The 22,833-nt window shown below is 73.4% G+C and carries 20 protein-coding genes; 11 read left to right on the top strand and 9 right to left on the bottom strand.

Annotated elements, in window-relative coordinates; genetic code table 11:
- Positions 1-5 precede the first annotated feature (5 nt).
- Positions 6-962 (bottom strand): NAD(P)/FAD-dependent oxidoreductase, encoded by a 957-nt coding sequence (locus tag IAG42_RS05450; RefSeq protein ID WP_394811190.1) that lies wholly within the window; start codon positions 960-962, stop codon positions 6-8.
- A 66-nt stretch (positions 963-1,028) separates the two neighbouring features.
- Between IAG42_RS05450 and IAG42_RS05445 the strand changes: the two genes are divergently transcribed.
- Positions 1,029-2,063 carry an oxidoreductase gene (locus IAG42_RS05445; protein ID WP_188335874.1) on the top strand — a complete coding sequence of 345 codons (1,035 nt, stop codon included), beginning with the start codon at positions 1,029-1,031 and terminating at the stop codon, positions 2,061-2,063.
- 38 nt (positions 2,064-2,101) lie between these two features.
- Entirely contained in the window at positions 2,102-3,739 is a 1,638-nt protein-coding gene (locus IAG42_RS05440; RefSeq protein ID WP_188335873.1) for an ABC-F family ATP-binding cassette domain-containing protein, read from the top strand.
- A gap of 10 nt (positions 3,740-3,749) precedes the next feature.
- On the opposite strand, the gene IAG42_RS05435 is transcribed toward IAG42_RS05440, so the two are convergent.
- From IAG42_RS05435 to IAG42_RS05425, 3 genes are all read right to left on the bottom strand, one after another.
- Positions 3,750-4,934, bottom strand: a complete 1,185-nt coding sequence (locus IAG42_RS05435) for a serine hydrolase domain-containing protein (RefSeq protein ID WP_188335872.1) — start codon at positions 4,932-4,934, stop codon at positions 3,750-3,752.
- 831 nt (positions 4,935-5,765) lie between these two features.
- A complete protein-coding gene (locus tag IAG42_RS05430; RefSeq protein ID WP_188335871.1) occupies positions 5,766-8,156 on the bottom strand; it encodes a Tex family protein in 2,391 nt (796 codons plus the stop codon).
- Positions 8,157-8,257: 101 nt separating this feature from the next.
- Positions 8,258-9,133, bottom strand: a complete 876-nt coding sequence (locus IAG42_RS05425) for an SCO6745 family protein (protein ID WP_188335870.1) — start codon at positions 9,131-9,133, stop codon at positions 8,258-8,260.
- Positions 9,134-9,251: 118 nt separating this feature from the next.
- Here IAG42_RS05425 and IAG42_RS05420 point away from each other — a divergent pair, with 118 nt between their 5' ends.
- On the top strand, positions 9,252-10,214 hold the full coding sequence (locus tag IAG42_RS05420; protein WP_449657186.1) for a GlxA family transcriptional regulator: 963 nt from the start codon (positions 9,252-9,254) through the stop codon (positions 10,212-10,214).
- A gap of 53 nt (positions 10,215-10,267) precedes the next feature.
- Positions 10,268-10,891, top strand: coding sequence for a DJ-1/PfpI family protein (locus IAG42_RS05415; protein WP_188335868.1), 624 nt, complete (start codon positions 10,268-10,270; stop codon positions 10,889-10,891).
- A gap of 8 nt (positions 10,892-10,899) precedes the next feature.
- Here IAG42_RS05415 and IAG42_RS05410 read toward each other — a convergent pair whose 3' ends face one another.
- On the bottom strand, positions 10,900-11,655 hold the full coding sequence (locus tag IAG42_RS05410; RefSeq protein ID WP_188335867.1) for an enoyl-CoA hydratase/isomerase family protein: 756 nt from the start codon (positions 11,653-11,655) through the stop codon (positions 10,900-10,902).
- Between the two features lie 63 nt (positions 11,656-11,718).
- Here IAG42_RS05410 and IAG42_RS05405 point away from each other — a divergent pair, with 63 nt between their 5' ends.
- Positions 11,719-12,393 (top strand): HdeD family acid-resistance protein, encoded by a 675-nt coding sequence (locus tag IAG42_RS05405; protein WP_188335866.1) that lies wholly within the window; start codon positions 11,719-11,721, stop codon positions 12,391-12,393.
- Positions 12,394-12,521: 128 nt separating this feature from the next.
- On the top strand, positions 12,522-13,031 hold the full coding sequence (locus IAG42_RS05400; RefSeq protein ID WP_384621286.1) for an ATP-binding protein: 510 nt from the start codon (positions 12,522-12,524) through the stop codon (positions 13,029-13,031).
- Positions 13,032-13,037: 6 nt separating this feature from the next.
- Here the strand turns inward: IAG42_RS05400 and idi are convergent, their stop codons facing one another.
- From idi to galE, 4 genes are all read right to left on the bottom strand, one after another.
- The gene (gene idi / locus IAG42_RS05395; protein ID WP_188335864.1) at positions 13,038-13,631 is read right to left on the bottom strand and encodes an isopentenyl-diphosphate Delta-isomerase; all 594 of its coding nucleotides are present in this window, start codon (positions 13,629-13,631) and stop codon (positions 13,038-13,040) included.
- Positions 13,632-13,758: 127 nt separating this feature from the next.
- Entirely contained in the window at positions 13,759-15,024 is a 1,266-nt protein-coding gene (locus IAG42_RS05390; RefSeq protein ID WP_188335863.1) for a bifunctional class I SAM-dependent methyltransferase/N-acetyltransferase, read from the bottom strand.
- A 177-nt stretch (positions 15,025-15,201) separates the two neighbouring features.
- On the bottom strand, positions 15,202-16,137 hold the full coding sequence (locus tag IAG42_RS05385; protein WP_188335862.1) for a cation diffusion facilitator family transporter: 936 nt from the start codon (positions 16,135-16,137) through the stop codon (positions 15,202-15,204).
- 179 nt (positions 16,138-16,316) lie between these two features.
- Positions 16,317-17,300 carry a UDP-glucose 4-epimerase GalE gene (gene galE, locus IAG42_RS05380; RefSeq protein ID WP_188335861.1) on the bottom strand — a complete coding sequence of 328 codons (984 nt, stop codon included), beginning with the start codon at positions 17,298-17,300 and terminating at the stop codon, positions 16,317-16,319.
- A 293-nt stretch (positions 17,301-17,593) separates the two neighbouring features.
- On the opposite strand from galE, the gene IAG42_RS05375 reads away from it, so the two are divergent.
- From IAG42_RS05375 to IAG42_RS05355, 5 genes are read left to right on the top strand one after another with little or no spacing between them, the layout of a single operon-like run.
- Complete coding sequence (locus tag IAG42_RS05375; RefSeq protein ID WP_188341203.1) at positions 17,594-19,360, top strand: DUF5941 domain-containing protein; 1,767 nt, start codon at positions 17,594-17,596, stop codon at positions 19,358-19,360.
- Complete coding sequence (locus IAG42_RS05370) at positions 19,357-20,109, top strand: phosphocholine cytidylyltransferase family protein (RefSeq protein WP_188335860.1); 753 nt, start codon at positions 19,357-19,359, stop codon at positions 20,107-20,109. The genes IAG42_RS05375 and IAG42_RS05370 overlap by 4 nt, the downstream gene beginning before the upstream one ends.
- Complete coding sequence (locus IAG42_RS05365) at positions 20,097-21,164, top strand: iron-containing alcohol dehydrogenase family protein (protein ID WP_188335859.1); 1,068 nt, start codon at positions 20,097-20,099, stop codon at positions 21,162-21,164. Before IAG42_RS05370 ends, IAG42_RS05365 begins: the two co-directional genes overlap by 13 nt.
- Positions 21,142-21,921, top strand: coding sequence for a CDP-alcohol phosphatidyltransferase family protein (locus IAG42_RS05360; protein ID WP_188335858.1), 780 nt, complete (start codon positions 21,142-21,144; stop codon positions 21,919-21,921). Before IAG42_RS05365 ends, IAG42_RS05360 begins: the two co-directional genes overlap by 23 nt.
- Positions 21,922-21,965: 44 nt before the next feature.
- Entirely contained in the window at positions 21,966-22,811 is an 846-nt protein-coding gene (locus IAG42_RS05355) for a glycosyltransferase family 2 protein (RefSeq protein ID WP_188341202.1), read from the top strand.
- The last annotated feature ends 22 nt before the right edge of the window (positions 22,812-22,833 follow it).

Here is a 22,833-nt window from a genome sequence, read left to right as displayed (position 1 = left end):
GCCCGTCAGGCGTCCGGCCCGGCCGGGCCCTCGACGAGCTCCGCCGCCTCCCGCGCACAGCCCCACGCCACCGTCACCCCGGCGCCCCCGTGCCCGTAGTTGTGCACCAGGACCCGCCCCTCGCCGGTGACCTCCCGCTCGATGCGCACCGCCGGACGCGCCGGGCGCAGCCCCACCCGGTGGCCGAGCACCCGCGCCCCGGCGATCTCCGGCCGCACGGCCGCGCACCGCCGGACGATCGCCGCCGCGACCGCCGGGTCGGGCTCCAGCGACCAGTCGTCCTCCTGCGCGGTGCCGCCGAGGATCAGCCCGCCCGGCTGCGGGAAGAAGTACGTCGTCGTCGCCGCGCCCTCGTCCGCCGCCGTGTACCAGTGCCGCACCCCCGGATTGCGTACGACGACCAGCTGCCCGCGCACCGGCCGCACCGACGGATCGGGCACCAGCTCCCGCGCCCCGAGCCCCGTGCAGTTCACGACCACCGGGGCCGCCACGAGCGCCTCGTCGAGCGACGCCACCGTGCGCGTCTCCAGCACGACGCCGGCCCGCTCCGCGACATCCCACAGCCAGCGCAGATGCACCGGCATGTCGAGCAGCGGCAGCCGCGCCGCCAGACCCCGCGCCGAGTCCCGCAGCCCCGCCACCTCCGAGGCCCAGCCGCCGAGATCGGCGAGGCGGGTGCGCGCGTGGACGCCCTCGACCATCCGCACGCCCGTCTCGTCCGGCCGCCGGGCCCACTCCTCGTACCGGCGCAGCGACCGCAGCGACCACGGCCCCACCCGCTCCACCGGATCGATCCGGTACGGCCACCACAGAGCGCCCGCCACCGCCGAGGTGGTGCGGTCCACCGGGTCCCTGGACCACAGCCGCACCCGCCGCCCGCGCTCCGCCAGCGTCAGCGCGGTGGACATCCCGATCACACCGCCGCCGACCACGATCACTTCGCCGCTCACGTGACTGTTCACGCCGGGACCGTAGCGGAATGTGCCCTGCCGTGCTCACATCAGGCGTCAGGTGGGAATACTCACCGCATGTCTGCCGAGTACGCGACCTTCGGCCTGGCACCGGCGATGCGCGCCGGTGGAGTCCTCGCCAACGGTGACTACCAAGTCCACCGGGACTTCGTGGACTTCATCGTCGACGGACGCCCGCTGCTGTTCCAGCTCTCCGACCTCGACGCGGTCTCCCCGCTGGCCGCCGACATCCCGCCCGCCATCTTCACCGGCCACGTCAGGAGCCTGCTCCTGGAGGCCGAGGCCCCGCTCGCCGGGGGCCGCTACGTCATCTACGGCTGCCCCGAGTGCGAGGGCCTGGAGTGCGGCGCCGTCACCGCCGCCATCGAACCGGCCGGGGACGGCACCGACGACGTCGTCTGGCGCGACTTCGCCTGGCAGACCGACGAACACGCCGACCTGGAGCTCAACGGGTACCACGGCATAGGGCCGTTCCGCTTCCGCGGCGCCGAGTACCGCGCCGCACTGGGCCGGCTGCTCGCCGACGCCGCCGAACCGGCCGCCCGCCGCCGTGTCCTGCTCATCGGCGCCCGCGTCGCCGTCCTTGCCAAACTGGCCGCCGCCCTGCGCACCATCGGCATCGGCGCCGAGATCGTCCACGACGCCTCCGGCGTGCCCGCAGAGGAACTGCGCACCTACGGCGCCGTCGCGTTCGGCCGCGCCGTGGGCGAGACCCAGCGCACGGCGGTCCGGCGCCAGTTCGAGCGGGCCGGCGTCGACATCGCGTACGTGGACGGACTCGCGCCGATCATCCCGCTGCTCGTCGCCCAGATCGAGGCCGCGCTCGACCGCAGCCCCGAGACCCGGCGCCGGCTCACCGGACTCGTCGCCGCCGACGGCGCCGCGGGACTCGAGGTCACCTCCACCTGCCGGGTCCGGCTCACCGCCTACCGCCTCGACCGCCTGTACCGCACCCACACCCGCGACGTCTTCGACGACGTGCTCGGCCCCGGCCGGCACCGCATCCCGCTCGACCCCCGGGCGACCAAGGGAGAGTCCTTCCTCGTGGCCCGCACCACCGGCAGCGTCCTGGTGGCACCGATGGCACGCTGATCCGCCCAGGTGGGACAGGCCTTAGGATCGGCGGCCTGATGACTGCCACTCTCGTAGCCAAGAACCTCGCCGCCGGCCACGGTGACCGCTCCCTGTTCACCGGGCTCGACCTCGTCGTCGCCCCCGGCGACGTGATCGGCCTCGTCGGCGCCAACGGCGCGGGCAAGTCCACCCTGCTGCGCCTCCTCGCGGGCCTCGGCACCCCGGAGGAGGGCGAGCTGCGGCTTTCCCCGCCCGGCGCGACCGTCGGCCACCTGCCGCAGGAGCCGGAGCGCCGCCCCGGCGAGACGATCCGGGAGTTCCTCGCCCGCCGCACCGGCGTCGCCGAGGCCCAGCGCGTCATGGACGAGGCCACCCAGGCCCTGGTCGACGGCGCGCCCGGAGCCGACGACGCCTACGCGACGAGCCTGGAGCGCTGGCTGGACCTCGGCGGCGCCGACCTCGACGAGCGCGCCGAGGAGGTCGCCGGGCAGCTCGGCCTGACCATCGGCCTCGACCAGGCCATGACCTCGCTCTCCGGCGGCCAGGCCGCCCGCGCGGGCCTCGCCTCGCTGCTGCTCTCCCGCTACGACGTCTTCCTCCTGGACGAGCCGACCAACGACCTCGACCTCGACGGCCTGGAGCGCCTGGAGAGCTTCGTCCGGGGCCTGCGCGCCGGCACCGTCGTCGTCAGCCACGACCGCGAGTTCCTCACCCGCACCGTCACCAAGGTCCTCGAACTCGACCTCGCCCAGCAGCAGATCAACCTCTACGGGGGCGGCTACGAGGCCTACCTGGAGGAGCGCGACGTCGCCCGCCGGCACGCCCGCGACGAGTACGAGGAGTACGCCGACAAGAAGGCCGCCCTGGAGGGCCGGGCCCAGATGCAGCGATCCTGGATGGACAAGGGCGTCAAGAACGCGCGGCGCAAGGCGAGCGACAACGACAAGATCGGCCGCAAGTTCCGCAGCGAGTCCAGCGAGAAGCAGGCCGCCAAGGCCCGCCAGACGCAGCGCATGATCGAGCGCCTCGACGTCGTCGAAGAGCCCCGCAAGGAGTGGGAGCTGCGCATGGAGATCGCGGCCGCCCCGCGCTCCGGCGCCGTCGTAGCCTCCCTGCGCGACGCCGAACTGGCCCGCGGCGACTTCCGCCTCGGCCCGGTGACCCTCCAGATCGACTGGGCCGACCGCGTCGCGATCACCGGGGCCAACGGCGCGGGCAAGTCGACCCTCCTCGCCGCCCTCCTGGGCCGCGCCCCGCTCGACTCCGGCCACGCCGCGCTGGGCCCCGGAGTCGTCGTCGGCGAGGTCGACCAGGCCCGCGCCCTGTTCCACGGCCCCGAGACCCTGCTCGACGCGTTCTGCGCGGCCGTGCCCGACACGGCTCCGGCCGATGTGCGCACCCTGCTCGCCAAGTTCGGTCTGAAGGCGGACCACGTGCTGCGCCCCGCCGAGACCCTCTCACCCGGCGAACGCACCCGCGCCGCCCTCGCCCTCCTCCAGGGCCGGGGCGTCAACCTCCTGGTCCTGGACGAGCCCACCAACCATCTCGACCTGCCGGCCATCGAGCAGCTCGAATCCGCTCTGGACTCCTACGAGGGAACCCTGCTCCTGGTCACCCACGACCGGCGCATGCTCGACGCGGTGCACGTCGGACGCCGCCTCGAGGTGGCCGACGGCAAGGTGACCGAGCGGTAGCGCGGGCGCCTCAGCCCTTCCTGCCGAGCAGCGCGCAGACGAAGTTCTCCTGCACGGCCCGCAGCCGCTTCAGCAGCTCCGGCTTCGAGCGCTGGTTGATCTGCGTGTTCACGGAGAAGGTCAGCGACTTGCGCCCGTCCGGCGTGGCCGCGATCAGCTGCGTGTAGCCCGCGGTGTTCCCGGTGTGCCCGAGCACGACCCCGCACCGGGTCGTGTACCGGAAGAGGGCGAGCCCGGCGTCGTTGCGCCCCGGGCCCGCGGGTTCGGACGCCCCGCCGGGCACCCAGCGCCGCTGCTCCCGCACGACGCCGCGCCCGGGACCGTACAGCCGGCCCCCGGCGTACGCGCCGATGAAGCGGCTCATGTCGGCGGGGGTGGAGACGATGCCGCCCGAGGCCCACACCCCGGACATCCCGATCAGCTCGCTCACGTCCTCCGTCGGCTCGGGCGGGCTGACGTCGTACCCGTGCAGATACGGCTCGGGCATCCGGAAGCCCTGCGGCAGGCTGGTCCGGTGCAGCCCGAGCGGCCCGTACACGATCTCCGCGAGCAGCCGCTCGTACGGGACGTGAGTGACCGCCTCCGCCATCAGCGCCACGGCGATGTTGTCCGAGTTGGAGTACTGGTACCGGGAGCCCGGCCGGAAGCGCAGCGGCTCGTCGGCGGCGTAGTCGAGCAGCCGGCGGGAGTCGAAGTGGTGATGGGGGTCGGCGCGCAGGGTGTCCGCGAACGCCTGGGTCTGCGAGTAGTCGGGCAGGCCGCTGGTGTGGTTCAGCAACTGCCGCAGCGTCACCTTCCCCCAGGCCCGGGGCAGCGCGGGCAGCCGCTCGCGCAGGGTGTCGTCGAGCTTCAGCAGGCGGTGCTCGACGAGGTACAGGGCGACGGCCCCGCTGAACGCCTTGGCCGTGCTCGCGATCCGCATGGCGTCGCCGGACCGCGGCGCGCGCCCGGTGTCCAGGTCCGCGACCCCGGCCTGCACGACCCGGCGCCGGTGCCCGTCGCCGAGCACGGCGATGATCCCGGGCGGCCCGCCGGGAGCCCGCACCAGCTCCTCCAGCTGCTGCCGCAGCGGATCGTGCGGGTGCCCCTCGCCCCGTCCGACGGCCTCGGCGGCCCCCGGAGCGAGCAGGGCGAGACAGGCGGCGACGACGGTGACGGCTCTGAGGGAACTGCGAGGTCGAGGGTGACGGGGCATCGGCTCTCCTGGAGACGGCGTGCACGAGACGTGCCTCCCAGCGTCCCGGCCACCACCCCGAGAGGCAGCCCGCACTACTGCACCCGGCGCATCGACACACGCCCCGACGGGGGCGCGAGGCCGTACCGTCCAGCGGCCCCACCCCGGCGCGCAACAGGCCCCGCAAGGAGTGCGGGGCCGTGCGCCGTTCTGCGGCGCCTGCCGCAGGGCGTGACAGGCGCGGCAAGGGATGCGAGGCCGTGCCGTTCAGCGGCTCCGGCCTGGGCCGCGAACGCGCGACACCGGCGATGAGCTCCGGGGCGGGTTCAGCCTCGTAAGGCGCGTGAGGCTTACCGTTCAGCGGCTCCGGTAAGGGGCGCGACGGGCCCGGCCCGATATCCCGGCGACGAGCTCCGGGGAGGCTCGGCCCCGTGAGAGGGCGGGGTTGTACGGTTCAGCGGCGCCTGGCGCCGGGCGCGACAGGCGCCTCGTCAGGGGCGCGGGGCTGTGCCGTTCTGCGGCTTCGCCGCGGGGCGTGACCGGGCCCGGCCTGCGACATCGGCGATGAGCTTCGGGGCGGGTTCGGCCCTGGCAGGGGTGTGGGGCTCTGTCGCCGGGGGCGGCAGGTGCCCTGTCAGGCGTGCGGGACTGTACCGTTCTGCGGCTTCGCCGCGGGGCGCGACCGGGCCCGGCCCGCGGTACCGGCGATGGGTTCCGGGGCGGGTTCGGCCCTGTCAGGGGTGTGGGACTCTGTCGCCGGGGGCGGCAGGTGCCCCGTCAGGGGCGCGGGGAACTGCGTGGCCGGCCACCGACCGGCCCGCAGCTCCCCACCGGGATCGGCCCCGACGGCGCCTAGGCCAGCCCAGCCTTGCGCAGGGCGTCGGCCATCGCCGAGTTCGACGGTGCCGGGGCGCCACCCTGACGGCCCTTGCCGCTGCCACCGGAGCCGCCGGAGCCACGGCCCCCCTGCCCCTGTCGGGACGACTGCCGCGGCGGCCGACGGTCCCCGCCGCGCTCACCGCGCCCCGAGCCACCGTTCCCGCCCCCGCCGGAGGCCTTCTCGTCGTCGAGCCGCAGGGTCAACGAGATCCGCTTGCGCGGCACGTCGACGTCGAGCACCTTCACCTTCACGATGTCCCCGGGCTTCACGACATCGCGCGGGTCCTTCACGAACGTCCGCGAGAGCGCCGAGACGTGCGCGAGCCCGTCCTGGTGCACACCGATGTCGATGAACGCCCCGAACGCCGCCACGTTCGTGACGACACCTTCGAGCACCATCCCCGGCTCCAGGTCGGAGATCTTCTCGACGCCCTCCTTGAAGGTGGCCGTCTTGAAGGCGGGCCGCGGGTCGCGCCCCGGCTTCTCCAGCTCCTTCAGGATGTCCGTCACGGTCGGCAGACCGAACGTGTCGTCCACGAAGTCCGCCGCCCGCAGCGAGCGCAGCGTCCCCGTGTCGCCGATCAGCGAACCGACCGCGCCCCCGGTCGACTTGGCCATCCGCCGTACCACCGGGTACGCCTCCGGGTGCACGGACGACGCGTCCAGCGGGTCGTCCCCGCCCCGGATCCGCAGGAAGCCCGCACACTGCTCGTACGCCTTCGGGCCGAGCCGGGCGACGTCCTTGAGGCCCTTGCGGCTGGTGAACGGCCCGTTGGCGTCGCGGTGCGCCACGATGTTCTCCGAGAGGCCGGCGCTGATGCCGGACACGCGGGCGAGGAGCGGGGCCGACGCCGTGTTGACGTCGACGCCCACACCGTTCACACAGTCCTCGACCACCGCGTCCAGCGAGCGCGACAGCTTCACCTCGCTGAGGTCGTGCTGGTACTGGCCGACACCGATCGACTTCGGGTCGATCTTCACGAGTTCGGCCAGCGGGTCCTGGAGCCGGCGCGCGATCGAGACCGCGCCGCGCAGCGACACGTCCATGTCGGGCAGCTCCTGCGAGGCGAACGCGGAGGCCGAGTACACCGAGGCGCCCGCCTCGCTCACCATCACCTTGGTGAGCTTCAACTCGGGGTGCTTGGTGATGAGTTCACCGGCGAGCTTGTCGGTCTCGCGGGACGCCGTCCCGTTGCCGATCGCGATCAGGTCGACCGCGTGCTCCTTCGACAGCTTCGCCAGCCTGGCGATCGCCTCGTCCCACCGGTTCGCCGGGACGTGCGGGTGGATGACGTCCGTCGCGACGACCTTGCCGGTCGCGTCGACGACGGCCACCTTGACGCCCGTACGGAAACCGGGGTCGAGGCCCAGCGTCGCGCGCGTGCCGGCGGGGGCGGCGAGCAGCAGGTCCCGCAGGTTCGCCGCGAAGACCTTGACGGCCTCGTCCTCGGCGGCCGTGCGCAGCCGCAGCCGCAGGTCGATCCCGAGGTGCACCAGGATGCGCGTGCGCCAGGCCCAACGGACCGTGTCCGCCAGCCACTTGTCGCCGGGCCGCCCCTGGTTGCGGATCCCGAAGCGGTCGGCGACGATCGGCTCGTACGAGGAGGGCGCCCCGTCGGCGGCCGGCTCCTCCGGCTCCAGGACGAGTTCGAGCACGTCCTCCTTCTCGCCGCGCAGCATCGCCAGGACGCGGTGCGAGGGAAGCTCCTTGAAGGGCTCCGCGAAGTCGAAGTAGTCGGCGAACTTGGCGCCCGCCTCCTCCTTGCCCGACTTCACCTTCGCCGCGAGCCGGCCCCGCGTCCACATGCGCTCGCGCAGTTCACCGATCAGGTCGGCGTCCTCGGAGAAGCGCTCGGTGAGGATCGCGCGGGCGCCGTCCAGCGCGGCCTGCGGATCGGCGACACCCTTGTCGGCGTCGACGAACGCGGCCGCGGCGGCGAGCGGGTCCACCGACGGGTCGCCCAGCAGGCCCTCCGCCAGCGGCTCGAGCCCGGCCTCGCGGGCGATCTGCGCCTTGGTGCGGCGCTTCGGCTTGAACGGGAGGTAGATGTCCTCCAGGCGCGCCTTGGTGTCGGCGGCGCGGATCCGCGCCTCCAGCTCCTCGGTCAGCTTGCCCTGCTCGCGCACGGAGTCGAGCACGGCGGTGCGGCGCTCCTCCAGCTCGCGCAGGTACCGCAGCCGCTCCTCCAGGGTGCGCAGCTGGGCGTCGTCGAGGGACTCCGTCGCCTCCTTGCGGTAGCGGGCGATGAAGGGCACCGTCGAACCGCCGTCAAGGAGGTCGACGGCAGCCTTCACCTGCCGCTCCCGTACGCCGAGTTCCTCGGCAATCCTGCCTTCGATGGACCCAACAGTGGGTGTCGCCACGATCCCGTACCGCCTATGTCGACTGACGTTGCGCCGCAATTGTGGCAGGTGGCACCGTCAGCGGAGGATCAGGGCGCGGCCCGGCCGGGTCGCACCGGTTGTCAGGCGGCCTTGCCGATGAGGTCGGCGGGGAACGCGCCGTTGCCCAGCGCCGTCCCGGTGAAGCCGGACGCCAGCTCGGTCAGCCGGGCGACGCCCTCGGCGCCGAGGTGCTCGTAGGGCGCGCGGTCGAGCTGGTCGGTGCGGGCCTCGAGGTCGGCGCGCAGCGCGGTGCCGGCCTCGGTGAGGGTGAGCTCCGGGTCGTCGGTCAGCAGACCCCGCGCGCGCAGCCGGCCGGCCGCCGCGTCGAAGTCGTCGCGGCTCCACCCGCGCGTGACGAGCAGCCACTTGGGGGCCATGCCCCTGCCGGTGGCGACGTGGCTCACGAGCGCCTCCAGCGGGTCGAGGCCGGCGCCGAGCAGGGCCGCCAGGTGCCCGTCGCCGCGGTGCTCGCGCAGCAGCGTCGTCGCGTGCCAGTACGCCAGGTGCGGCGCGTCCGGCACCGGCAGGTCGGCGTGCGCCGCGTACAGGGGGCGGGCGTGCCGGGTGCAGGCCTCGGTGGCGCGCAGGGCCAGCTCGGCGGCCTCGGCCATCTCCGGGGAGGCGAGCACGTCCGCGCCGAGCAGCCGGCGCAGCGTCGAGTCGACGGCCCGCTCGCGCGCGGCGAGGACGGTCTCCGGCGAGGCGACGCTCCACACCGCGGGCAGGTGCCGGGCCACGAGCTCGTGGTTGAAGTTGTAGAAGGCGGCGGTCACGGCGCCGGGGCCGACGGCTCCCATGGCGGCGGAGCGGGCCGCGAAGTAGGTGGCCCCGCGGTCGGTGACGCCCACCGCGGCGAGCTCCTCGGCGAGGTCGGGCGAGAAGTAGTGCGTCGAGTGGAAGGGGTTCAGCACGTTGTGACAGCGGCGGGCGGCCCGCAGGGTCTCTTCGGAAGTCATGCCCGTACGTTACTGACCGGTCGGTACGTGGTGCCAGTGCGGGGCACGGAAACGATGGCCGGAAAGGTGGGCTGCTCGTCATTGCAGCCATGAGGGCCGCCCCCGAAGAATGACACGCATGCCCCCACGCCCCCAGGCCCCGTCGACGCGCACCGTCCTGGTCACCCTCTACGACCAGGTCCAGAGCCTCGACGTCACCGGCCCCGTCGAGGTCTTCACCGGCGCGGGGGCCGGGTACCGCGTGCGCACCGCGTCGCCCGACGGGGCGCCCGTGCGCACATCCAGCGGTCTGACCCTCGTGCCCGACCTCGCGCTCGACGGCGCGCCCGTCCCGCACACCCTGCTCGTCCCCGGCGGCCACGGCACCCGGCACCCCGACCCGCGGCTCGTCGGCTGGCTGCGCGAGCACGCCCCGCGCGCGGAGCGGATCGTCTCGGTCTGCACGGGCGCCCTCCTGCTCGCCGAGGCGGGCCTGCTCGACGGCCGCCGGGCCACCACGCACTGGGCGTACTGCGCCCGGCTCGCCCGCGAGCACCCCGCGGTCGAGGTCGACCCGGACCCCATCTACGTACGCGACGGCAAGGTGGCGACCTCCGCGGGAGTCACCGCCGGCATCGACCTCGCGCTCGCCCTCGTCGAGGAGGACCACGGCCGGGACACGGCGCTCGCGATCGCCCGGGCGCTCGTGGTGTTCCTGCGCCGCCCCGGCAACCAGGCCCAGTTCAGCGCCCAGCTCGCCGCCCAGACGGCCCGCCGCGAACCGCTGCGCGAGGTCCAGCAATGGGTCACCGAGCACCCGGAGGAGGACCTGTCCGTGGACGCCCTGGCCGCCCGCGCCCGCCTCTCGCCGCGCCACTTCGCGCGCGCCTTCCGTGCCGAGACCGGCCTGACGCCGGGCCGCTACGTGGAACGCGTCCGCGTCGAGCACGCCCGGCGCCTGCTGGAGGACACCGCCGACGGCGTCGAGGAGATATCCCGGGCCAGCGGCTACGGCACGCCCGAGGCCATGCGCCGCGCCTTCCTCAGAACCCTCGGCACCCCGCCCGCGGAGTACCGCCTCCGCTTCCGCGCGCGGCCCTGAACCGCACCACCTGAAGCGAACCGAACCGACCCACCCACGACGTAAGGAACCCGATGCAGATCGCCATCGCCCTCTACGAGCGCTTCACCGCCCTGGACGCCGTCGGCCCGTACCAGACCCTCGGCGGCCTGCCCGGCGCCGACGTCGTGTTCGTCGCCGAGCGGACCGGCCCGGTGCGCGACGACTCGGGGCGGCTCGCACTCGTCGCCGACAAGACCTTCGACGAGGTGCCCACCCCGGACATCGTCGTGGTGCCCGGCGGCCCGGTCGCGAGCGACCAGACGGAGAACGAGGCGCTGCTCGGCTGGCTGCGCGCCGCCGACGCGCACACCACCTGGACCACGTCCGTGTGCACGGGCTCCCTCGCGCTCGCCGCCGCCGGACTGATCGAGGGCCGCGAGGCCACCTCGCACTGGCTCGCCCTGGAGGAACTGGACAAGCTCGGCGCCCGCTCCACGGGCCGCCGCGTCGTCTTCGACGGCAAGTACGTCACCGCCGCGGGCGTCTCCTCCGGCATCGACATGGGCCTCGCCCTCGTCGGCCGGATCGCCGGCGACGAGACCGCGCAGGCCGTCCAGCTCATGACCGAGTACGACCCGCAGCCGCCGTACGACGCCGGATCCCCCGAGAAGGCCCCGGCGAATCTCGTCGCGCGGTTCCGCAGCACACGGGCCTGACCTCGGGTCTAGGAGTTCACGGTCCACCCGAAGCGGGGCGGGCGCCGTTCCAGGAACGCGGCGACACCCTCGGCGGTGTCGTCGCTGCCCCGCGCCTGCTCCGCCCAGTACGGCTCGCGGTCGGCGCGGCCCGCCGCGAACTCCTTCGCCGCGGCCTGCGTCAACTGGGAGCGCGAAGCCAGCACGCGCGTGAACTCGACGACCCGTTTGTCGAGTTCCTCCGGAGACCAGACCTCGTCGACGAGCCCGGTCCGCAGCGCCCGCTCGGTGCCGATCAACTCGCCCGAGAACAGCAGGTACTTCGCGCCCGCCGGACCGACCAGATCCGCGAGCCGCCGCGTCGAGGACGCCGGATAGACGATCCCCAGCTTGGCCGGTGTGACCCCGAACAGCGCGCCCTCGGCCGCGAACCGCAGATCGCAGGCCGCCGCCAACTGGCAGCCGCCGCCCACGCAGTACCCGCGCACCACGGCGAGCGTCGGCTTGGGGAACGCCGCGAGCGCGTCCTCCGCCGCCACCGCGAGCCCGGGCGCCGCGCCCCGCCCCAGCGTGGAGATGTCGGCGCCCGCGCAGAACGTGTCACCGGCGCCGGTGAGCACCAGCGCCCGCACCGCCGGGTCCGCGGCCAGTTCCGCGAGCAGCGGCGGCAGCGCCGCCCACATCGCGTCGGTCATGGCGTTGCGCTTGGCCGGGTGATCGATGACGACGGTCGCGACACCGTCCGTGACCTCGTGCGTGAGCCGCTGTACGGCCGGGGGAACCATGGCCGGATGCTATCCCCAGGCCGCGAACGTACGATCGAGGAGGGGTGCCGGGAGGAGGCGCCGATGGCCCGGAGCGACCATCACGACCGCGACCGTCACGACCGTCCGCAGACGGCGGACCCGCCCGCGCGGGAGGCGGCGGGCGAACGCAGAAAGCTGCGCCGGGGTCTCGGCGCCATCGCCGTCCTGGGCGGCCTGCTCGTCCTCGCCGGCCTCGTCGGCCTCGCCTACACGGCCTTCGCCACGCTCACCTCGATGCTGCTCTTCGGCTGGCTGCTGCTCATCGGCGGTGTCGTCGGCCTGCTGCACGCGGTCCAGGCCCGGGGCACCAACTACTTCTGGCTCGGCTGTGTCGTCGCCGCCCTCGACCTGGCGGCCGGCGTCGTCGTGATCCGGCACCCGGAGGGCACGGCCCAGGCGCTCACCATGTTCGCCGCGCTGCTCTTCCTCACCGGCGGCGTCTTCCGCCTGGTCGGCGGTCTCGTCGTGCGGGGGCCGCAGTTCGGCTGGACCCTCGTGCAGGGCGCCTTCGGCATCGTGCTCGGCGTCCTGGTCCTCGGCAACTGGCCCGAGTCCAGCCGCTACGTCCTCGGCTGCTTCTTCTCGCTCGCGCTGCTCTTCGACGGGCTGGGCCTGCTGGCGACGGGTCTGGGCGGCCGGCGCATCGTCACCCTCGTACAACAAGCTGAAGAGCCTCCGAAAGGCGAACAACCGGTACAGGACCGGTCGCAGGCCTGACCGGGGCATTCGCCGACGGTCAAATTCCGTCGATAGTCGCCGACTTATGGTCAGTCGAGGGGTACGGACCAGGGGATTCCCACACTCGAGGGGTGGTGACAATCGAGCGCAAGGGCGGCGACCGGACGATGAGCGACCAGGGGCGGGACTCCCGTCCAGGGTCTCAGGACAGCGGGGCAGCTCCGCCCGGACCCGCCCTGGAGGCCCCGCTGCCCTACGAAGGGGTCTGGCGGTTCACCGCGCAGGCGGTCGACGCCTCGGTGCCGCAGGCCCGGCGCGCCGTGCGCGAACTCCTCGCCCGGCAGGGCGTGCCCGCCTCCGACGACCTGGTCCACGGACTCCTCGTGATCGTCTCCGAGCTCGTCACGAACGCCGTGCGGCACGCCGCCCTGCTCTCGCCGATGCTCGCCGTCGAGGTCGCCGTCGGCGCGGAGTGGGTACGGGTCTCCGTCGAGGACGACCACCCGTACCGGCCCACCGCCCTGGAGGCCACCAGCGGCCAGACCGGCGGCCGCGGTCTGCTCCTCGTGCGGGAGATCACCGCCGAGGCGGGCGGCGTCTGCGACGTGGAGCACACCGCGAGCGGGGGCAAGGTCATCTGGGCCGCCCTGCCCCTCCAGCCGCCCGCGCGGTACTGAGCGCGGCTACCAGCCGGCCGACGGGCCCGTCAGCTCGCGCACCGCGGGCCGGGCCGCGTCGAGCACGGTCATGAACCACGCCGAGAACGGGTCCCGCGCGTGCCGCTCGGCCAGCTCGGCGGCGGTCACGAACGCGGTGGCCCCGACCTCCTCCGGATCCGGGGCGAGCGGCGCCTGCACCATGCCGACGAACAGGTGGTTGAACTCCTGCTCCACCAGGCCCGACTCCGGGTCCGGGTGGTTGTAGCGCACGGTGCCGGCCTCCGCCATCAGCGACGGCGAGACGCCCAGTTCCTCGAAGGTGCGCCGGGCCGCCGCCGCGAACGGCGCCTCGCCTGGGTACGGGTGCCCGCAGCACGTGTTCGACCACACGCCGGGGGAGTGGTACTTGCCCAGCGCGCGCTGCTGCAGCAGCAGCCGGCCCTGCTCGTCGAAGAGGAACACGGAGAACGCGCGGTGCAGCTGCCCCGGCGGCTGATGAGCCGCGAGCTTCTCCGCGGTGCCGATCGTCCTGCCGTCCTCGTCCACGAGTTCCAGCAAGATCGCTTCTCCGGTGCCGTTCGACGAACTGTGCGCCGCGGTGGCAGGTGTGATCGGCATACCCATCCTTCGCTTCGGTCCTCGAACCCCAAGTCTGCCGTACGGGACGAATAGTGCCCGCACACACAGACCCCCGCATGTCCCGCCCGGCCGTGACGGCCGGACAGGACACCGCATTCGGCGCGGATCAGACGCCGAACGCGGCCGGGTAGGTGATCGTGCCCCGCGGAATCGGCGCGGAATCGTCGCCACCGCCGAGGACGAGCGCCATCAGCGCCTCGTCCGGCACCTCGAAGGACGGCCGCACACCGAACCCCGAAGCGGGCGTGAAGCCGAACCTCGGGTAGTAGTCCGGATGCCCGAGCACCACCACGAGCCGCTCACCCCGCGCGCGGGCCGCGTCGAGCACCGCCCGGACCACGGCCGCCCCGGCCCCCGAGCGCTGGTGCTCAGGCCGCACGGCCACCGGCGCCAGCGCGGCGGCCGGCGCCCCGCCCACCGTGCAGCGGGTGATCAGCGCGTACGCGGCGACGGAACCGTCCGGCGCCTCGGCGACGTACGAGAGCCCGTCCAGCCAGGCCGCCCCGTCGGCGCGCAGCGCGTCCACGAGATCGGCCTCGGCGGGGGTGGGGAACGCCGCCGCGTTGACGCCGTGCACGGCCGCCCGGTCCGCGGAGGTCTCCGGCCGGGTCGGCCACGCGTCCACAGGGCGCAGCGCGTAGCCGGTGTACCCGTACTCGGCGCCGTGCTCGCGCCGCATCGCCAGCTCCGCGCGCGTGCCCGCCAGCGCCTCGGCCATCCCGGGGCGGGACGGGTCGGCGGCCTCGGCCCGCGCGGCGAGCGGGCCGTAGTACTCGTCCCAGTCGGACTCCGGCTGGTGGTGGACGCCGAGCACCGCGTACCCGGCCGCCGTGCACGCCCGGAGGTTCTCCTCGGTCGTGCGCAGCTTGTAGTGCTCCTCCCAGAAGGCGCGCGCCTCGAGGGAGGGGGCGTCGGTGGTCCACTCGCACTCGGTGAGCGCGAGCGTGCCGCCCGGCGCGAGCAGCGGCCGCCACCGCGCGAGAGCGGTGTCGAATCCGATGCTGTACGCCGAGCTCTCGGCCCAGATCAGATCGAACGAGCCCGCCGGGTACGGCAGGTCGCCCATGTCGGCGGCCACCGCGTGCACCCGGTCGTCGAGCCCGCGCGCCCGGGCGGCCGCCCGCAGCTCGTCGAGGAACGGCTCGTGCAGGTCCACAGCGGTCACCTCGCCGCCGGTCTCGGCGGCGAGCAGCAGCGCGGAGCGGCCCGGACCGCAGCCCAGGTCGAGGATGCGCGGCCGTGCGGGCAGCGGGCCCGCGAAGGAGAGCAGCCGACAGGTGGTGGCGTCGGAGCCGGGGCCCTGCCGGGGCAGTCCGTGGTGCAGGGCGAAGAAGGAGTCGCGAACGGCGTTCGCGGTCTGGTCGTCGGTCAAGACGGAAACCTTTGTGAAGGGGCCCGGCCGACGGCGCGCGAGAGCGCGGAAAGGGTCAGCCGGTGGCCCGGAGAGCGGGGATGCACCTGTCGCTGCGCACGGCAGCGCTCACCGCGACGACAGTCATCAACCCACCTCCTTCGAGAACGCCCGCCAAGCTACCACGCCCCCGGCGGGTCAGTGGCAGAGTTTCGCCTCGTGCTCGGCGTGCCCCGTGGGCTCCAGCTGGAACGTGCAGTGCTCCACGTCGAAGTGGTCGCCGAGGCAGCCCTGGAGCTCGTGCAGCATCTTCTCGTTCCCGATCGTGCTCAGCACGTCCTGGCTGACCACGACGTGCGCGGAGAGCACCGGCATCCCCGAGGTGATGGTCCAGGCGTGCAGGTCGTGCACGTCCTCGACGCCGGGCAGGGCGAGGATGTGGGCCCGCACCTCCGCCATGTCGACACCCTTCGGCGCCGACTCCAGGAGCACGTTCAGCGTCTCGCGCAGCAGCTTCACCGTACGCGGGACGATCATGAGGCCGATGACCAGCGAGGCGATCGGGTCCGCGGCCTGCCAGCCGGTCGTCAGGATGATCGTGGCCGAGATCAGCACGGCGAGCGAGCCCAGTGCGTCGGCGGCGACCTCCAGGAAGGCGCCCCGCACGTTCAGGCTCTCCTGCTGGCCCTTGACCAGCAGCGACAGCGAGATCATGTTCGCCACCAGGCCGATGAGGCCGAACACGATGGTCAGCCCGCCCGCGGTGTCGGCCGGCTCGACGAACCGCTGGACCGCCTCGACCAGGACGTAGCCACCGACGCCGAGCAGCAGCAGACAGTTGGCGAGGGCGGCCAGGATCTCCGCGCGGGCGTAGCCGAACGTGCGCTGCTCGGTCGCCGGGCGGTTGGCGAAGTGGATGGCGAGCAGGGCCATCGCGAGGCCCAGCGCGTCCGTCGCCATGTGGGCCGCGTCCGCGACCAGGGCCAGCGAGTCGGCCACGATCCCGCCGACGATCTCGACCACCATCACGGTGAGCGTGATCCCGAGGGCGATCCGCAGCCGCCCCCGGTGCGCGGCCGCGGCCGTCCCCGTCGTCGGTCCGTGCCCGTGGTCGTGGCTGTGCCCGGCACCCATCGAAACCGCCCTCCGCTCGGCTCGCCCCACACCGCCCCCGGAACGGGCCGGCGACCCCAGTCAACTACGGGGAGGGGGTATCCGCAAACATGGCGGTGAACACCGTTGTCATGTGCCCTGACCTGCGAAAACGCTGAACGGTATGTGTGCAGGTCAGGGCGTCGCGGCGATCATCGCGCTCAGTGCGCGGCGGCCTCGGGATGCCGCAGGCACCAGCCGGCCCAGGCCGACTCGATCATGTCGCGGACCGACCGCGAGGCCGTCCAGCCGAGCTCCTTCTCCGCCAGCTCGGTGGCGCCGACCGCGCGCGGAGCGTCCCCGGGGCGGCGCGGCTCGACGATCGCGGGCGTCCCGATCCCGGTGACCTCCCCGATGACGTCGATCAGCTCGCGCACCGAGGCGCCGTGCCCCGTGCCGATGTTCACCGTGAGATCGCCGCTCACGCCGGGGCGGGCCAGCCGGCGCGCCGCCGCCAGATGCGCCTCGGCGAGGTCGGCGACGTGCACGTAGTCCCGGATGCAGGTGCCGTCCGGCGTCGGGTAGTCGTCGCCGAAGATCCGGGGGGCCTCGCCCCGCGTGAGCCGGTCGAAGACCATCGGGATCACATTGAAGACCCCGGTGTCCGCGAGGGCGGGCTCGGCCGCGCCCGCCACGTTGAAGTAGCGCAGGCACGTCGTCGCCATGCCGTGCGCGCGTCCCGACGCCCGCACCAGCCACTCGCCCGCGAGCTTCGTCTCGCCGTAGGGGTTCACCGGCGCGCACGGCGTCGACTCGGGAATGACGCCGGTGTCCGGATTGCCGTACACGGCGGCCGACGAGGAGAACACGAAGCGGCGCACGCCCGCGTCAGCGACCGTCTCCAGGAGCGTCGCAAGACCGCCCAGGTTGTCCCGGTAGTACAGCTCGGGCCGCTCCACCGACTCGCCGACCTGCTTGTGCGCGGCCAGGTGCACGACACCGCTCACCGCGTGCTCGTCGCACACCCGGCGCACCAGCTCCGCGTCCAGGGCCGAGCCCCGGACCAGCGCGACGTCCGCGGGCAGCCGCTCGGGCATCCCCGACGTGACGTTGTCCACGACGACCACGCGCTCGCCGGCGGCTGTCATCGCCCGCGCCACGTGTGCCCCGATGTATCCGGCTCCGCCGGTGATCAGCCATGTCATGACGCACCACCCTAAGCCGGTCGCGGACCGGCGGGAGTTTGTGGCCCGGGGCCTTGATCGACAATGATGACCGCGCGGCCCGGGGCCCGTCGTGCGACGGCGGTGCCCGCGCGGACCGCAGGGGACAGAGGCTTGTCGGGCCGTAAACGGGCGGTGAACGTCCGCTTCCCGTCATCCGATAGCCTCTGCCGACATGCCGCCCGGCCGACCCTGCTGTGCAGGGGTCCAGGGCGCCCCCCTGATCGTGCGCGAGACCGGTGCGCCCGTGCGCCGGCACCGAGGAGTGAGTTCGTCTGTCGACCGCCATCGTCACCGGTCAGCCGGTGCCCGGCTCGTCCCTGGAGGGCGATCTGCGGGCCCTCGGCTTCGACGTACGGCTCGCCCCGGACCCCGCGGACGCCGCAGCGGCGCTCGCCGGCGTCCCGGGCGACCAGCGCGTCGCGGTCGTCGACGCGGGCTTCGTGGGCCATGTCCACGCCCTGCGCCTCGGCCTCACCGACCCGCGCTTCTCCGCCTCCGCCATCCCCGGCGCCGTCACCGCGCAGGCCGCGGCCCGCCCGGCGCTCGAACGGGCCGCGAAGGAGACGGGCATCACGCCCGACGCCCTCGCGCACGGCATCGAGGCCGACGGCACCGATGTGCACCGGCCCGAGCTCGGTGAGCTCGTCGCCGCCGTGCCCGCCGACCCGCAGGCCCGGGGCGAGGTCCGCCGGGCCGTCGACGCCGTCGACGACGAGGCGATCCGGCTGCGCACCGCGGTCAAGGCCCGGGACGGCTTCTTCACCACGTACTGCATCAGCCCGTACTCCCGTTACATCGCGCGCTGGTGCGCCCGCCGCGGCCTGACCCCGAACCAGGTCACCACCGCGTCGCTGCTCACCGCGCTGATCGCGGCGGGCTGCGCGGCCACGGGCACCCGGCCCGGCTTCGTCGCCGCGGGCGTCCTGCTCCTCTTCTCCTTCGTCCTGGACTGCACCGACGGGCAGCTCGCCCGCTACTCCCTGCAGTACTCGACGCTGGGCGCCTGGCTCGACGCCACGTTCGACCGCGCCAAGGAGTACGCCTACTACGCGGGCCTCGCGCTCGGCGCGGCCAACGCGTCCGGCGACGACGTGTGGGCCCTCGCGCTCGGCGCCATGGTCCTGCAGACCTGCCGGCACGTCGTCGACTTCTCCTTCAACGAGGCGAACCACGACGCCACCGCCAACACCAGCCCCACCGCCGCCCTCTCCGACAAGCTCGACAGCGTCGGCTGGACGGTCTGGGTGCGCCGCATGATCGTGCTGCCGATCGGCGAGCGCTGGGCCCTCATCGCCCTCTTCACCGCGCTCACCACCCCGCGCATCACCTTCTACGTGCTCCTGGTCGGCTGCGCCCTCGCCGCCTGCTACACCACCGCGGGCCGCGTCCTGCGCTCGCTGACCCGCCGGGCCCGCCGCACGGACCGGGCCGCCGAGGCCCTCGCCGACCTCGCCGACTCCGGCCCCCTCGCCGAGACCGTCGCCCGGATCGGCCGGAGCGCGGCCGCGCCCGTCGTCGCCGCGCTCGGCGGCGTGGCGGTCGTCACGGTGAGCGCCCTCACGGACTTCGGCAGCGCCTGGCCGGCGGTCGCCGCGGCCGTGTACTGCGTCACGTCCGGACTCGCCGTCGCCCGCCCCCTCAAGGGCGCCCTCGACTGGCTCGTCCCCCCGATTTTCCGGGCCTCCGAGTACCTCACGATCCTGGTCCTCGCGGCCCGCGCGGACGTGAACGGGGCCTTGCCCGCGGCTTTCGGACTGGTGGCGGCGGTCGCCTACCATCACTACGACACGGTGTACCGCATCCGCGGCGGCACCGGCGCGCCGCCCCGGTGGCTGGTCCGAACGATCGGCGGGCACGAAGGCCGGACCCTGGTGGTCGCCGTGCTGGCCGCGCTGCTCACCGCCACAGATTTCACCGTCGCGCTCACGGCCTGCGCCGTGTTCGTGGCACTCGTGGTGCTCGCCGAGAGCATCCGCTTCTGGGTCGCCTCCGCCCGCCGCGGGGCACCCGCCGTTCACGATGAAGGAGAACCCGCATGATCGGCCTCGTCCTGGCCGCCGGCGCCGGCAGCCGGCTCCGCCCCTACACCGAGACGCTCCCCAAGGCGCTGGTGCCCGTCGTGGGCGAGGGGACCGAGAACGAGCTCTCCGTCCTCGACCTCACGCTCAAGAACTTCGCCGAGATCGGCCTGACGGAGGTCGGCATCATCGTCGGCTACCGCAAGGAGGTCGTCTACGAGCGCCAGGCGGCGCTGGAGGCGAAGTACGGCCTGAAGCTGACGCTCATCGAGAACGACGTCGCCGAGAAGTGGAACAACGCCTACTCCCTGTGGTGCGGCCGTGACGCCATCAAGCACTCGGTGATCCTCGCCAACGGCGACACCGTGCACCCGGTCTCCGTCGAGAAGACCCTGCTCGCCGCCCGCGGCGACGGCAAGAAGATCATCCTCGCGCTCGACACGGTCAAGAACCTGGGCGACGAGGAGATGAAGGTCGTCGTGAACCCCGCCAAGGGCGTCCAGAAGATCACGAAGCTGATGGAGCCGGCCGAGGCCACGGGCGAGTACATCGGCGTCACCCTCATCGAGGGCGAGGCGGCCGACGAGCTCGCCGACGCCCTGAAGGCCACGTACGAGCGTGACCCGCAGCTGTACTACGAGGACGGCTACCAGGAGCTCGTGAACCGCGGCTTCAAGGTCGACGTCGCTCCGATCGGCGACGTCCCGTGGGTCGAGATCGACAACCACGAGGACCTCGCCAAGGCCCGGGAGATCGCGTGCCAGTACTGACGAGGCTCATTCCCTCGCCGGTCGTCGTCGACATCCGGCCGGGGGCGCTCAACGACCTCGCCGGTGTCCTCGCCGACCAGAGGATCTCGTCGTCCACGGGGCGCCTGGCCATCGCGATCAGCGGTGGCTCGGGCGCCGCCCTGCGCACCCGGCTGGCCCCGTCGCTGCCCAACGCCGACTGGTTCGAGGTCGACGGCGGCACGCTCGACGACGCCATCCAGCTCGCCGACGACGTGAAGAAGGCCGGCCGCTACGACGCGATCGTCGGACTCGGCGGCGGCAAGATCATCGACTGCGGCAAGTTCGCCGCGGCCCGGGTCGGTCTGCCGCTGGTCGCCGTCGCGACGAACCTGTCGCACGACGGCCTGTGCTCGCCCGTCGCGACCCTCGACAACGATGCGGGCCGCGGCAGCTACGGCGTGCCCAACCCGATCGCCGTCGTGATCGACCTCGACATCATCCGTGAGGCCCCGGTCCGCTTCGTGCGCTCCGGCATCGGCGACGCCCTGTCCAACATCTCCGCGGTCGCGGACTGGGAGCTGGCCGCCCGGGAGCGCGGCGAGGACATAGACGGCCTCGCGGCCGCCATGGCCCGCCAGGCCGGTGAGGCCGTCCTGCGCCACCCCGGTGGCGTCGGTGACGACGGCTTCCTGCAGGTGCTCGCCGAGGGTCTGGTCCTGACCGGTATCGCCATGTCGATCTCGGGCGACTCGCGGCCGGCGTCCGGCGCCTGCCACGAGATCAACCACGCCTTCGACCTCCTCTACCCCAAGCGCGCCGCCAGCCACGGCGAGCAGTGCGGCCTCGGCGCGGCCTTCGCGATGCACCTGCGCGGTGCCCGCGAGGAGTCCGCGTACATGGCCGAGGTGCTGCGCCGCCACGGCCTGCCCGTGCTGCCGGAGGAGATCGGCTTCACCGTGGACGAGTTCGTCAAGGTCGTGGAGTTCGCTCCGCAGACCCGGCCGGGCCGCTACACGATCCTCGAACACCTCGACCTGTCCACCGACCAGATCAGGGACGCCTACGCCGACTATGCAAAAACCATCGGTAGCTGAACTGCGCCCGGTCGTTCACCCGGCCGGGGTGAAGGACCGGCGCAGCGGTGAGCACTGGATGGGCCGGCTCTACATGCGCGAGATCTCGCTGCGTGTGGACCGCCACCTGGTGAACACCAAGGTCACGCCCAACCAGCTGACCTACCTGATGACGGTGTGCGGTGTCCTCGCCGCCCCGGCGCTGCTCGTCCCGGGCGTCTGGGGCGCCGTGCTCGGCGTCGTCGCGGTCCAGCTGTACCTGCTGCTGGACTGCGTCGACGGCGAGATCGCCCGCTGGCGCAAGCAGTACTCGCTGGCCGGGGTCTGGATGGACAGGGTCGGCGCGTACCTGACCGACGCGGCCGTCCTGGTCGGTTTCGGACTGCGCGCCGCCGACCTGTGGGGGAGCGGCCGGATCGACTGGCTGTGGGCCTTCCTCGGCACGCTCGCCGCGCTCGGCGCCATCATGATCAAGGCCGAGACGGACCTCGTCGGCCTCGCCCGTGCGGCGAGCGGCAAGGAGCAGGTCAAGGAGTCCGCCTCCGAGATGCGCTCCTCCGGCATGGCGCTGGCCCGCAGGGCCGCCGCCGCGCTGAAGTTCCACCGGCTGATCCTCGGCATCGAGGCGTCGCTGCTCATCCTGGTCCTCGCGGTCGTGGACCAGATCCGGGGCGACCTGTTCTTCACGCGCCTCGGCGTGGCCGTCCTCGCGGGCATCGCCCTGCTGCAGACGCTGCTGCACCTCGTGTCCATCCTCGCCTCCAGCAGGCTCAAGTGAGCGCCGCCCCGGCGTCGCTCAAGGTCGGCGCGGTCGTCATCACCATGGGCAACCGCCCGGCCGAGCTGCGCGCGCTGCTCGACTCGGTCGCCAAGCAGGAGGGCGACCCGGTCCAGGTCGTCGTCGTCGGCAACGGCTCCCCGGTCCCGGACGTCCCCGAGGGCGTACGGACCGTCGAGCTGCCCGAGAACCTGGGCATCCCCGGCGGCCGCAACGTCGGCATCGAGGCCTTCGGCCCGTCCGGCTCCGACGTCGACGTGCTGCTGTTCCTCGACGACGACGGCCTGCTGCCGCTGACCGACACCGCCCAGCTGTGCCGGGAGGCGTTCGCCGCCGACCCCGAGCTCGGCATCATCAGTTTCCGCATCGCGGACCCGGAGACCGGCGAGACTCAGCGCCGGCACGTGCCGCGGCTGCGGGCCGCCGACCCGATGCGCTCCTCGCGCGTGACGACCTTCCTCGGCGGGGCCAACGCCCTGCGGACCCGAGTCGTCGCCGAGGTCGGCGGACTGCCGGACGAGTTCTTCTACGCCCACGAGGAGACCGACCTCGCCTGGCGTGCCCTCGACGCGGGGTGGCTGATCGACTACCGCGCCGACATGGTGCTGCACCACCCGACCACGGCCCCGTCCCGGCACGCGGTCTACCACCGCATGGTGGCCCGCAACCGGGTCTGGCTCGCCCGCCGCAACCTGCCCGCGCCCCTGGTCCCCGTTTACCTCGGGGTGTGGCTGCTGCTCACGCTGGCCCGGCGTCCCTCCGGTCCCGCGCTGAAGGCCTGGCTCGGCGGCTTCAAGGAGGGCTGGACGTCGCCCTGCGGCCCCCGGCGCCCCATGAAGTGGCGTACGGTGTGGCGCCTGACCCGACTGGGACGACCTCCTGTCATCTGACAAGCTCGAGTCTGAGAGCATC

This window comes from Streptomyces xanthii (assembly GCF_014621695.1).
Classification (GTDB): Bacteria; Actinomycetota; Actinomycetes; order Streptomycetales; family Streptomycetaceae; genus Streptomyces; species Streptomyces xanthii.
This window is presented reverse-complemented; position numbering and strand designations above follow the sequence as displayed.